Source organism: Weizmannia sp. FSL K6-0777, assembly GCF_038593185.1.
Taxonomy (GTDB): Bacteria; Bacillota; Bacilli; order Bacillales; family Bacillaceae_C; genus Weizmannia; species Weizmannia faecalis.
The window spans coordinates 395,226-407,976 of the sequence record NZ_CP151971.1; the positions used below are offsets into that span (position 1 = coordinate 395,226).

The window sequence follows — 12,751 nt, forward strand, 5'->3', positions numbered from 1 at the left end:
CGGGATGGAGAAATTTATTTTATCCATTGACCAGGGGACAACAAGTTCAAGAGCTATTCTTTTTAACCAAAAAGGGGAAATTGTGCATACAGCCCAGCAGGAATTTCATCAGTATTTTCCACAGCCTGGCTGGGTGGAACATAATGCGAATGAAGTGTGGGCATCGGTGCTCGCGGTTACGACGACCGTTTTAACAGAAGCAGATGTAGAGCCGAAGCAGATTGCCGCGATTGGGATTACCAACCAGCGTGAGACAACGGTCGTCTGGGATAAAAAGACGGGTCATCCGATTTACAATGCGATTGTCTGGCAGTCGCGGCAGACAGCGGATATTTGCGCTGACTTAAAAGAAAAAGGCTATGCTGATATGGTCCGTGAAAAAACAGGGCTCCTCATCGACCCGTATTTCAGCGGGACAAAAATCAAATGGATTCTCGACCATGTTGACGGAGCAAGAGAACGCGCTGAAAAAGGCGAGCTCCTGTTTGGCACAATCGACACTTGGCTGATCTGGAAATTTTCAGGCGGCAAAGCCCATGTTACCGATTATTCAAACGCGTCCCGGACACTTTTGTACAATATTTACGATTTGAAATGGGATCCCGAGCTGCTTGAAATGCTGGACGTTCCTGCTGCGATGCTCCCGGAAGTGAAGCCTTCCTCCCATGTTTATGCACGGACTGCGCCGTACCATTTCTTCGGTGAGGAAATTCCGATTGCAGGCGTGGCGGGCGACCAGCAGGCAGCGCTGTTCGGGCAGGCTTGCTATGAAGAAGGGATGGCGAAAAATACGTACGGCACCGGTTGCTTTATGCTGATGAATACCGGCGAAAAAGCTGTTTCTTCCAAGCATGGCTTGCTGACGACGCTCGCATGGGGTATTGATGGAAAAGTCGAGTATGCCCTTGAAGGCAGCATCTTTGTGGCAGGGTCAGCGATTCAATGGCTGCGTGACGGGATGCGCATGATCAAAGACAGCGCTCAAAGTGAATCGTATGCAGAGCGGGTTGATTCAACAGATGGTGTGTATGTCGTGCCGGCATTTGTCGGGCTTGGGACACCGTACTGGGAAAGCGATGTGCGCGGCTCGGTGTTCGGGCTGACACGGGGCACCACGAAAGAACATTTTATCCGGGCCACGCTTGAATCGCTCGCCTATCAGACGAAAGATGTGCTTGCTGCAATGGAGGCAGATTCCGGACTGCCGCTTAAAACATTGCGTGCGGACGGCGGCGCAGTGAAAAACAATTTTCTCATGCAGTTCCAAAGCGACATGTTAGGCGTGCCGGTTGAGCGCCCGGTTGTGAGCGAGACCACTGCACTTGGCGCCGCATACTTGGCGGGGCTTGCGGTCGGTTACTGGGAATCGCGTGAAGAAATTGCCCGCCAGTGGAAAGTGGAACGCAAATTTGAACCGTCACTCGCGGAAAAAGAACGCGAAGCCTTATATGACGGATGGAAAAAAGCAATCCGTGCAACCATTGCCTTTAAATAGATTTGCAGATTGCTGCAGGCAGCGCGGTAATCTGGCTTAGCCTGCGACCAAATTGGGCAGTCATACGGAAGTGGGCATGCAGTAGGCAACGTGGTTTATCTGGGTTAACCTGCGACCCAAATTGAGCAGCTGTACGGAACCGGGCATGTAGTAGGCAACACGGGTAATCTGGCTTACCCTGCGACCGAACTGGGCAGCCATACGGAAGCGGGTATGCAGTAGGCAACGTGGTTTATGTGGCTTACCCTGCGCTAGCATTGCTGTTGCAGGCGGCCCCTGCTTTTAAAAAGCTTGCAGGGATACCATGGCAATAACACCTTGGATTCTGGGTAGCTGCAATACTAGCAGGCAACTAATAGTTTTGCGTAAGCTTTTACGTAGCCAGCTATTGCGTTGTTATCGCTCATCGTTCTGGCGCCATTGCGTCTATGTTTTAGCCGCAATACTAGCAGGCAATCAATAGTTTTGCGCCAGCTTAACCTGTGAGTTGATGTGGCCAGCTATTGCTATTCGGGCGGCGTTGCCTTCCATGTTTTTCCGGCGCTGCCTTATCTAACGGGGCAACGGCAAGAAACGGGGATTACTACATTTTCCCGGTGCATAACAGCTGAAAATCAGCGGAAGGTCTGTTATAATAAAAACAAGTTCATAAAATGTCAAGAGATGCAGAGAGACCTGGCTTGTTTTATGGGAGTTTTCCATAATGCATGGTTCAGGTCTCTTTTTATTTTATAGGAGGGGACAAAAATGGAATTTTCAGGAAAAGAGCGTGGGGCAGTTTTACAAAACATGAAGGATAAAACGTTCGATCTGCTTGTGATCGGTGGCGGCATTACAGGGGCCGGCATTGCGCTTGACGCAGTGTCGCGCGGCATGTCTGTAGCGCTTGTCGAGATGCAGGATTTCGCGGCGGGCACATCAAGCCGGTCAACCAAACTTGTCCACGGGGGCCTGCGGTACTTGAAACAATTTGAAGTAAAAATGGTGGCGGAAGTCGGAAAAGAGCGCGCCATCGTTTATGAAAACGGCCCGCATGTGACAACGCCGGAATGGATGCTGCTGCCGTTCCATAAGGGCGGGACGTTCGGCGCATTTACAACGAATATCGGCTTGCGGCTGTACGACTTTTTAGCCGGCGTGAAAAAAACGGAACGCCGGAAAATGCTGTCGGCTTCGGAAACCTTAAACAAGGAACCGCTGATCAAAAAAGATGGGCTGAAAGGCGGCGGTTATTATGTCGAATACCGGACGGACGACGCGCGGCTGACCATTGAAGTGATGAAAGCAGCAGTCGCACACGGGGCGCTGGCTGTCAACTATACAAAAGCGGAAGAGTATTTATATGAAAACGGCCGCATCTCGGGGGCCACTGTTCGTGACCAGATCAGCGGGGAAACCGTAAACGTGCGGGCGAAAATGGTCGTCAATGCGACCGGGCCGTGGAGTGACAAAATGCGCAATAAAGACGGGAAAGGGAGCAAAAGCCTCCGCCTCACAAAGGGCGTGCATATTGTGTTTGACCAAAGTATCTTTCCGCTCCGGCAGGCCGTGTATTTTGATACGCCGGACGGCCGCATGGTGTTTGCCATTCCGCGCGGCGACAAAACGTACGTCGGCACAACGGATACATTTTACGACAAAGACCCGATTCACCCGAAACCGCTCCCGAAAGATATTGATTACTTATTAAAAGCGATCCACTTTATGTTTCCAAAAGTCAAAGTGACAGCCCGTGATGTCGAATCAAGCTGGGCCGGCGTCCGTCCATTGATTTACGAAGAAGGAAAAGACGCCTCCGAAATTTCGCGTAAAGATGAAATTTGGGAATCCGACAGCGGCCTCGTGACAATCGCAGGCGGCAAACTGACCGGTTACCGGAAAATGGCGGAAACGGTTGTAGATCTTGTAGCACGCAGGCTTGGCGGCAATTTTCAGCCGTGCCAAACGAAGCACTTGCCGATTTCCGGCGGTGATGTGGGCGGCTCTGAAAATTTGCCGGCGTTTGTCAAAGCAAAAACAAAAGAAGGCGAAGCAAGCGGCCTGTCTGCGGAAGCAAGCCGGGCGATTGCGGAAAAATACGGCACGAACGCGGATCACGTATATGCATATGCGAAAAGCTGGAAAGACGACTATCCGCTACCGCGAGAAGTGTACGCCGTATTGAAATATGCAGTGGAACAAGAAATGGTGGTAAAACCGGTCGATTTCTTCATTCGCCGTACCGGTGCCCTTTTCTTCGATATCAACTGGGTCCGCAAATGGAAAGAGCCGGTTATAACATGGATGGCCGCTGAATTTTCCTGGGATGAAGAGACAGAACAGGCGTACAGGAAAGAATTGGAAGAAGCATTGCGGGAAGCGGTCCCGGAAGTGTAAACTTGTTCCGGGAAAGAGCACAGACCCTGGTTGCGAAAAAGGATTGGTTGACTATTCATATTGGAAGCATACGTCTCAGCGTTCTTGCAAAGACAGCTGGAAAAAGGCAGCGGGCACTGTTCCGCTGCTTTTTTGCGCTTTGCTTGCACCGATATTTTTTAAAAGCAAAATTTTTTTAATATAAAAATAGTGAAAACAGGATAAACCTGTACTATAATAGAAATATAGTTCGTGACACTAAAATGTAAGCGCAAACAGAGGGGATGACAAATGAGGATCAACTTTCGGAATCTTACAGTACAAGTCATTATCGGCATCATTCTGGGGATTATTGTAGGGCTTGTTTCACCTAAATTCGGCGCGGAACTGAATATTCTCGCGCAATGGTTTATTAAACTGATCAAAATGCTCGTCCCGCCGATTATCTTCTTTACGGTCATTATCGGGATCGGCGGCATGGGAGATTTGAAAAAAGTCGGTCGGATCGGCGGCAAGGCGCTTATCTATTTTGAAGTCGTCAGCACGGTTGCGCTCGCCATCGGTCTGATTATCGTGAATTTGATCCAGCCCGGCCATGGCATAGATACAAGCCATGCGAAAACAAGCCAGGTTTCACAATTCGTCACGCAGGCAAAAGACAGCGAACACGGTTTCATCGGTTTTATTTCCGGCATTATTCCGGAAAGCATCGCCGGGGCTTTTGTCAAGGGAGATCTTTTACCAATTTTATTTTTTGCGGTACTGTTCGGGGTTGCTGCCGCATCCCTCGGGGAGAGGGCAAAACCGGTTATCCGCTTTTTTGAAGATATGACGGAAGTTTTCTTTAAAATTGTCGGTATTGTCATGAAAGTGTCACCGATCGCTGCATTCGGGGCAATGGCCTATACAGTCGGCCAGTTTGGCGCAAGCTCGCTGATCAATCTCGGCGAATTAATGGGGTCTGTCTACCTGACAATGATCATTTTTATCGTGCTTGTCCTCGGTGGGATTGCAAAAGCGTTCGGTTTCAACATTTTCAAGTTCATCGCTTATATAAAGGAAGAACTTTTACTCGTGCTCGGGACTTCTTCATCGGAATCGGCGATGCCTTCCCTGATGAGAAAACTCGAAAACTTTGGTTGCTCAAAATCCGTTGTCGGCCTTGTCGTTCCAACCGGATACTCGTTTAACCTTGACGGCACCGCCATCTATTTGTCGATGGCATCCATTTTCATTGCGCAGGCGTATAATGTGCACCTGACGATCGGGCACCAAATTATGCTGCTGCTGATTTTAATGCTGACATCGAAAGGGGCGGCCGGCGTGACCGGTTCCGGTTTCATTACCCTTGCTGCGACTTTGTCTGCGTTCCCGGTTATCCCGGTTGCAGGGATTGCGCTGTTGATCGGCGTGGACCGGTTCATGTCTGAATCACGCGCGCTCACAAATATTATCGGGAATGCCGTCGCGACGGTCGTCATCTCCAAAACGGAAAAAGAATTTGACAAAAATGAAGCACTGGAAACGGCTGCCCATCCTACAGAATCGATTCCTTCTTAATAAGAGGCGCTCCGATTGGGGCCCTCTTCTTTTTTAACATTGGCTTTGGAGAATACGCGGGGTAATTGAGAGATAGTTGCACTTTATTGAAGGAAGGATAAGAGGCGTTCCGAGGGGGGACACTCTTATTTTTTTAACATTGACTTTGACTTTGGGCGGTGTGCTTATTTTTGTGTACAATAGGGTGTGTTGAGGGATTTGTCCAGCAGGCCGCCTGCAGCTACGTAATGATATCTATGAAATTTGGAGAATACCGAGTAATTGAGGGATAATTGCACTTTATTGAAGAAGGGAAGTGAGCGCTTTGGAAAACCTGCGTAAAATGCCGCTTTTTAAAGGACTCGGGGACGCGGATCTGGCTGTGATCGCCGATATATCTGTTAAAAAGCATGCAGAAAAGGATGCGCATATTTTTTTCCAGGGGGACCCGCAGGAAGCCGTTTATTTTATTGAAAGCGGGGAAGTGAAAATTTACCGCACCGATGCGAACGGCAAAGAGCAAGTTGTCACACTGCTTCGCGATGGCGACATGTTCCCGCATGTTGGTTTTTTCCGTAAAATAAGCTACCCGGCGAATGCGATGGCGGTTGTAGACACGAATCTCGTTGCGATCCGGATTACTGATTTTGAAAACGTGTTGCTCAACAATCCGCAGCTGACCATGACTTTATACGGTGTGATGAGTGATGAAATCCTTGACTTGCAGGACCGGCTCGAAGCCCAGATTTTAAACAACGCTTACGAGCAAGTAGTCAAACTTTTTCTGCGCCTCACCCGCACACATGGCGTTCAGGAAAAAGACGGGTTTGTCCTCGTGAAAACCCCGCTCAACAACTCCGACCTCGCCAACATGATCGGCGTCACCCGTGAAACGGTCAGCCGCACGATCCGCCAGCTTAAAGAAAAAAACCTCATCCTCCCGCAGGAAAAAGGCACATACCTCATTCACCAGGAAAAACTGACGGAGGAACTGCTCGGGGTATAAAGATTTTCCCGCCGGTAAGAATTAAAGCAAAGAAAGACAAGGGGGCGTCGTGGGAGCGAAATGTCTTTCATCGGGGTGATGAAGGACAAAAGTAAAGTGCCCGTGCAGCGAAATGTCTTTCATCGAGGTGATGAAGGACAAAAGAGGAGCGCCCGGGTCAGCGAAATGTCTTTCATCGGGGTGATGAAGGACAAAAGAGAGGCGTTCGGGCAGCGAAATGTCTTTCATCGGGGTGATGAAGGACAAAAGAGAGGCGTCCAGGCAGCGAAATGTCTTTCATTGGGGTGATGAAGGACAAAAGAGGGGCGTCCGGGCAGTGAAATGTTCTTCATCAGAGCTATGAAAGACAAAAGTGAAGTGCCCGCGCAGCGAATTGTCTTTCATCAAGGTGATGAAAGACAAAAGGGGGTTGCCCACGCAGCAAAATGTCTTTCATCGGAGTTATGAAAGACAAAAGAGAGCTGGAATCCGAGCAAATTGTCCTTTTGGGGGATTCAAAAAGACAAAAGAAAGCCGGACCCGGGGTGAATTGTCCTTTTGGAGGTCTCAAAAAGACAAAAGAAAGCTGGGATCCGGGCAAATTGTCTTTTTGGGGGATTCAAAAAGACAAAAGAGAGCTGGAATCCGAGCAAATTGTCCTTTTGGAGGTCTCAAAAAGACAAAAGAAAGCCGGACCCGGGGCAAATTGTCCTTTTGAAGGTCTCAAAAAGACAAAAGAGAGCTGGGATCCGTACAAATTGTCCTTTTGAAGGTCTCAAAAAGACAAAAGAGAGCTGGAATCCGGGCAAACTGTCCTTTTGGAGGTTTCAAAAAGACAAAAGAAAGCCGGACCCGGGGCAAATTGTCCTTTTGGGGGGTTCAAAAAGACAAAAGAGAGCTGGAATCCGAGCAAACTGTTCTTTTGGAGGTCTCAAAACGACAAAAGAGGAACGCACGCGCAACGAGTTGTCTTTCCCCGGGGCCAGGAAAGAAAAATAAAAAACAAACCGCCCCTTTTTAAAAGGCTGCCTGGGAGGACAGCCTTTTAAAAGTCAAACGGCTTCTTCGAGCAACCGCTTAAATAGAATATTATTCTCCAGGTGAATGTGCTGGAATGTATCATTTTCAAAATTTTCAAGGCGGTGGTATACGAGCTGGAATGTACGGCATGCCCCTTCCGGCAACGTATAGTCATTCGTAATTTCGCGGAGCCGGTGCAAAATTTCCCCGACAGCAGCATGTTCTGTTTCAAGATCGGTCAAACCGGCTGTCGCGGCTTTCAGGTTAGCGGCAGTTGGAAGGCTTTCGTATGCACGAATGGCCGGGAATTGTTCGGTATCTTCTTTTTCAGTATGCTCCAGCAGTTCTGTTTTTAATTGGTTAAACAGTTTATGCACTTCGATGAGATGCGGGTGGTTGCCGCCGTGGACACGCATCACTTTTGTTACATACGGGCTCAAGTTTGGCAGTTCCTCGCGCAAAAACGCGTGATGGGTGGCCTGAATATAGTTGACAATTTCCGTATAGCCCGCTTCATTCCAATTTTGCTCAGTGCCTTTTCCGGCATATTGGCCATAAAGGTTGCAAATAGCATCAAGTAGTTCATCTGCTGATAGGTTGCGCTTTTCCGCAGCTTCTTTCACAGACACATTGCCGCCGCAACAAAAATCGATACGATTTGCTTTAAACAGATCCGCCGCTTTTGGGAATAAGGTTACGATTTCCCCGACAGTCTGGCTCGTTGTAAAACGTTCCATCGAATTCACTCCTCCATTTCATTGCTGCCTTCATCATAAACCATCAGCACCTGCTTATTTGTGATGCACATCACAGCAATTGAGGAAAGTTCTTATTTATGTTAAGGAAGCGCGAAAAAACGAAGGCCTTCCTTCATATAGAGTGCGTCTACATTAAGGAAGCGTGGAAAAAAGAAAGCCTTTCTTCACATAGAGTGCGTCTATGTTAAGGAAGCGTGGAAAAACGAAGGTCTTCCTTCACCTAGAGTGCGTCTATGTTAAGGAAGCGCGGAAAAAAGACGGTCTTCCTTCACCTAGAGTGCGTCTATGTTAAGGAAGCGTGAAAAAAAGACGGCCTTCCTTCACCTAGAACCCGTCTACGTTAAGGAAACACAAAAAAAAGACTTCCTTTCTTCACATAGGGCGCGTCTATGTTAAGGAAGCACGCAAAAATGAAGTCCTTTCTTCACCTAGAGTCCGGCTATGTTATTTATATAGAAAAAAAGCATCCCAAAACCTTGGCCATAAGAAGCATGATCTGCCCAAAGAAAAAAGCGCCAATCTAAATTGGCGCCTCCGCAATTATTCCGCTTTGCTTGCTTCTAATTCCACCGTAAATTTGATTTCATCGCCAACGAGGACACCGCCTGTTTCAAGGGCTGCGTTCCAAGTAAGGCCGTAATTGCTCCGTTTTACGGTCCCTTCTGCACTAAAGCCGGCTGTTTCCGCGCCGCTCATCGGGTTTTTCGAAATCCCTTCAAATGTGACTTTAAATGTTTCTTCTTTTGTCACGCCATGAATCGTTAAATCACCGGTAACGTTATAATCATTGTCCCCTGCCTTTGTAACCGACTTGGAAACAAATGTAATATTCGGATATTGTTCAACATCTAAGAAATCTGCAGAACGAAGATGATTATCGCGGTCATCATTTTTCGTATGAATGCTGCTGGCATCAACAATAAAAGAAACTTTTGCATCCGTTAAATCTTGGGGATCAGCTTCGATTTCGGCTTCGAATTTTTGAAAAGACCCTTTTACTTTTGAAATCATCATATGTTTTACTGTGAAATCAATGGTGCTATGTGCATAGTCAACTGCCCATTTTGTTTTTGTCATCCTAAATTCCTCCTGTTTTTAAAACTTACTTTTCGTAACTTAGTTTAATATTGTAAGTGAAAAAAGTCAAGAAAACCGAACCCATTTTTTTAAAAGGGTTCGGTTTCTAAATCTGCAGGTAGGCAGAACCCTGCATGTTAACAGTGTTTTTGCACTTTCTTTCGCAGTATAGTGGTTCTTACACCAGGCAGAATCCTGCATGTTAACGGTGTTTGCGGGAACCAATCCGGGTACGCCGTAAGTCGCGCAAAAGCCGCGTGCTGAAAACCCGCATCAATGCGTGCCAGTCAATAACTGGAGAAGGCAGGTAATCCCAGCCCAAAAATTGCATGCCAACTTATATATAATGATGCCCATTCCATCGCATCTATATACTCCGGCTTTAGCTCTAGGCCAGATTGGACAGGTGCAGCCATTCATTCCTTGACCATTACATATGCTTCAATTCAGTTGTCAACCGAGCTTCGCGGCGCAGCCATTCATTCCTTGGTCATTACATATGCTTCAATTCGATCGCCAACCGAGCTCCGCGGCAAAGCCATTCATTTCTTGACAATTGCGTATGCTCAATTCGATCGCCAACCGAGCTTCGCGGCAAAGCCATTCATTCCTTGGCCATTACGTAAACTTCAATTCGTGTATCAACCGAGCCTCGCAAGCGCAGCCATTCATTCTTTGACAATGCCGTGCAACATGCAGATGTCATTCTGCAAACGGGAACCAGCCCGGCGTTGAGATGATCATCTTCCACAGCGGTTCCGGAATAACGAGCCGTTCGCGGTCGTCTTTTCTTAACGCGGTTTGAATTGCATCCTCCTGGCCGGCTTTAATTTTTTCCACCCAATGCGGCTCCATGACAAGCTCACGGCCGAGGGCAATAAGCGGTACATCGGTTTCCATTGCCTTCAAAACCTCGTCTCCTGTGTGCAGGGAGCCGACGCCGATCAAAGGCACGCGGCCTGCGACATGTTCCACGATCTGTTCCATGCGCGGACGGCCGGGTTCACCGCCGCGGCGGGCTTTAGACCAGAAGTGCTGCAGGGAAATATGCACATAGTCGAGCTCTTTTTTCATCAGCGCATCCAAAAGCGCGAACGTGTCATCCATCGTAATCCCCGGTTCGTACGGTTCTTCCGGGGATAAGCGGTATCCGACTAAAAACGGCCGGTCCGCATATTCCGCCACCGTTTTTTTCACAGCATCGACGACAGCAAGCGGGAATGCAAGCCGTTTTTCCAGACTGCCGCCCCACTCGTCTTCACGCCGGTTCGTATACGGGGAGAAAAATTGTTGAATCAGATAGCCGTTTGCGCCGTGAATTTCAACGCCATCAAAACCAGCTTCGATCACGCGGCGTGTTGCTTCGCCGAATGCTTTCACAATTTCAGCGGTTTCTTCTCCCGTCAACGCGCGTGCATGGACGCTGCCGTCTGACGAATCTGTTTCACTTGCGCTCACAACATCCCCGCCCGGCACGAGTTCAGCCGGGCATTCGCGGCCACCATGGTGGATTTGCACAACCGCTTTTGCACCGTTTTGCTGAATCGTTTGTGCTAGTTTTTTCATGCTCTCAACCATTTCGTCTGTATGCGCGCCAGGTTGCCCGGTAAACGCTTTGCCGTTTTCCGTAACATTGGCACATGCCGTCACGACCATCCCCGGCCCTTTGGCACGTTCTTCATAATAACGCAGCTCGGCAGCGGAAATCGTGCCGTCATCATTCGAGGAATAATGGGTCATCGGCGCCATCACGATGCGGTTTTCCGCCCTGACGCCGCTTTTAAACGTAATGGGTTCAAACAGTTTATCGTATTTGCTCATGGTCATGCTCCTTTCCTGGTTGCTTTCGCTTTTTTATTATGTTCCAATCTGTAAAAAAACGAAAATGAAAAGCACCGATCAAACCATGCAGGCATATCATATAGGAAAGTATTTTTTACATCATGAATTGGGAGACGTGAATGATGAGTGATGTCCTTTTACTGCTTCAAATGGTGGCAAAAAGGTTGAGTATCCTTTCGTTGATTACAGCGGTATTGCTGTTGTTGTCCCATTTATGGCTGTACGCTGTATTCACGTTCATCATAATGGGCGGGCTGATTTGCGTTGACAGGATCATCAGTGAAAAAGGCAATTCACGGGCAGCGGAAAACCAGCGCTATTATACTTTGATCGTTGTGACAGATGAAGATTGGCATGAAGAAGAGCATGTGCCGTTTCTTGAAATGGATCATGTCTCCTTAGAGCTGCATTATCAATATGAAGATATCCGTCGCATCAATCCGTTGATCCAGCTGCAGGCGTTTCCCGGATTTGTTCTCGTCGAAACGGATGATACAAAAAGAATAGAGGAATCGTTGCAAAACCCGGCGCTCGTTACAGGAAACTATGCGGAAGTCATCCGTTTTCTGAAACAGGAAAGCGCGGCGGAAAGCTGAAAAAGAAACAGGAATCCAAGCAAAGCCGATGCCCGTTTGTTGCGGGAAATTGCTCAGACTGTTTCCAAAACAGGAAACCGCGGCAGAAAATTGAAAAAGAAACAGGAATCCAAGCAAAGCCTGATCCCCCGTTTGTCTCGAAAATTGCGTGGGAGCAGTCTTTTTCCGAAACAGGAAGTGCGGCGGGAAACTGAAATAGATGCGGAAATCCAAGCAAAGATGATACTCATTTGTTGCGGAAAATGCATGGGAGCAGTCTTTTTCCGAAACAGGAAGTGCGGCGGAAAGCTGAAAAAGAAACGGGAATCCAAACAAAGCCGATGCCCATTTGTTGCGGGAAAATGAGTTGGCACAGTCTGTTTTCCGAAGTGCGGCGGGAAGCTGAAAAAGAAACAGGAATCCAAGCAAAGCCGATGCCCATTTGTTGCGGGAAAATGAGTTGACGCAGTCTGTTTTCCGAAGTGCGGCGGAAAACTGAAATAGATACGGAAATTCAAGCAAAGCAAAGATGATACTCATTTGTTGCGGAAAATGCATGGGAGCAGTCTTTTTCGGAAACAGGAAGTGCGACTAGAAAGCTGAAATAGATGTGGAAATCCAAGTAAAGCAAAGCCGATGCCCGTTTGTCTCGAAAATTGCGTGGGAGCGGTCTGTTTTCTGAAACAGGAAGTGTGGCGGGAAAGCTGAAATAGATGCGGAAATCCAAGTAAAGCAAAGCCGATGCCCATTTGTCTCGAAAATTGCGTGGGAGCGGTCTGTTTTCTGAAACAGAAAGCGCGGCGGGAAGCTGAAAAAACTGAATATCAAGCAACCATGCAAAGCCCGATGTCTGTCTGGAGAGGATTTTGTTTTTTGAAGTAGGAAACCCGCGCCAAAAGTTGAAGTAGAACGGGAAATTGCGTAGGCGAGATCTTCTGAAACGCAGGAAAGTGCGAGAAATTTGAAATGAGGCGGAGATTCAAAAAAACAAAGCTGTTCCCCGTTTGAGAATTGCGCGGAGATGGTCCGTTGTTTGAAGTCGAAAATCATGGCAGGCAGCGGAACATAAATGAACTTTTTAAGAAAAATCGGAAAGGCTCCTTTT

General features: G+C 48.0%; 9 protein-coding genes. 6 read left to right on the top strand and 3 right to left on the bottom strand.

The features are described 5' to 3' along the window. The first annotated feature begins 4 nt into the window (after nucleotides 1-4). The 5 genes from glpK to NST70_RS01945 all read left to right on the top strand — a co-directional run bounded on the left by glpK (nucleotide 5) and on the right by NST70_RS01945 (nucleotide 7,144). Entirely contained in the window at nucleotides 5-1,495 is a 1,491-nt protein-coding gene (gene glpK / locus NST70_RS01925; protein ID WP_251460352.1) for a glycerol kinase GlpK, read from the top strand. A gap of 747 nt (nucleotides 1,496-2,242) precedes the next feature. Continuing rightward, nucleotides 2,243-3,871 carry a glycerol-3-phosphate dehydrogenase/oxidase gene (locus NST70_RS01930; protein ID WP_035182630.1) on the top strand — a complete coding sequence of 543 codons (1,629 nt, stop codon included), beginning with the start codon at nucleotides 2,243-2,245 and terminating at the stop codon, nucleotides 3,869-3,871. Nucleotides 3,872-4,141: 270 nt separating this feature from the next. Next, nucleotides 4,142-5,410, top strand: a complete 1,269-nt coding sequence (dctA, locus tag NST70_RS01935) for a C4-dicarboxylate transporter DctA (protein ID WP_071452328.1) — start codon at nucleotides 4,142-4,144, stop codon at nucleotides 5,408-5,410. Between the two features lie 304 nt (nucleotides 5,411-5,714). Further along, on the top strand, nucleotides 5,715-6,395 hold the full coding sequence (locus tag NST70_RS01940) for a Crp/Fnr family transcriptional regulator (protein ID WP_014096278.1): 681 nt from the start codon (nucleotides 5,715-5,717) through the stop codon (nucleotides 6,393-6,395). 485 nt (nucleotides 6,396-6,880) lie between these two features. After that, on the top strand, nucleotides 6,881-7,144 hold the full coding sequence (locus tag NST70_RS01945) for a hypothetical protein (protein WP_342399944.1): 264 nt from the start codon (nucleotides 6,881-6,883) through the stop codon (nucleotides 7,142-7,144). Nucleotides 7,145-7,426: 282 nt separating this feature from the next. Here the strand turns inward: NST70_RS01945 and ric are convergent, their stop codons facing one another. The 3 genes from ric to NST70_RS01960 all read right to left on the bottom strand — a co-directional run bounded on the left by ric (nucleotide 7,427) and on the right by NST70_RS01960 (nucleotide 11,050). Next, nucleotides 7,427-8,131, bottom strand: coding sequence for an iron-sulfur cluster repair di-iron protein (gene ric / locus NST70_RS01950; protein WP_014096275.1), 705 nt, complete (start codon nucleotides 8,129-8,131; stop codon nucleotides 7,427-7,429). A 561-nt stretch (nucleotides 8,132-8,692) separates the two neighbouring features. Then, entirely contained in the window at nucleotides 8,693-9,229 is a 537-nt protein-coding gene (locus NST70_RS01955; RefSeq protein WP_014096274.1) for a YceI family protein, read from the bottom strand. Nucleotides 9,230-9,931: 702 nt separating this feature from the next. Further along, entirely contained in the window at nucleotides 9,932-11,050 is a 1,119-nt protein-coding gene (locus NST70_RS01960) for an NADH-dependent flavin oxidoreductase (protein ID WP_035189164.1), read from the bottom strand. A 143-nt stretch (nucleotides 11,051-11,193) separates the two neighbouring features. On the opposite strand from NST70_RS01960, the gene NST70_RS01965 reads away from it, so the two are divergent. Continuing rightward, entirely contained in the window at nucleotides 11,194-11,667 is a 474-nt protein-coding gene (locus NST70_RS01965) for a hypothetical protein (RefSeq protein ID WP_035189167.1), read from the top strand. Nucleotides 11,668-12,751 lie beyond the last annotated feature (1,084 nt).

Coding starts and splice junctions, on each gene's coding strand:
- NST70_RS01930 (WP_035182630.1), top strand. CDS start 2,243: ATGGAATTTTCAGGAAAAGAGCGTGGGGCAGTTTTACAAAACATGAAG.
- dctA (WP_071452328.1), top strand. CDS start 4,142: ATGAGGATCAACTTTCGGAATCTTACAGTACAAGTCATTATCGGCATC.
- NST70_RS01955 (WP_014096274.1), bottom strand. CDS start 9,229: ATGACAAAAACAAAATGGGCAGTTGACTATGCACATAGCACCATTGAT.
- NST70_RS01965 (WP_035189167.1), top strand. CDS start 11,194: ATGAGTGATGTCCTTTTACTGCTTCAAATGGTGGCAAAAAGGTTGAGT.
- glpK (WP_251460352.1), top strand. CDS start 5: ATGGAGAAATTTATTTTATCCATTGACCAGGGGACAACAAGTTCAAGA.
- ric (WP_014096275.1), bottom strand. CDS start 8,131: ATGGAACGTTTTACAACGAGCCAGACTGTCGGGGAAATCGTAACCTTA.
- NST70_RS01960 (WP_035189164.1), bottom strand. CDS start 11,050: ATGAGCAAATACGATAAACTGTTTGAACCCATTACGTTTAAAAGCGGC.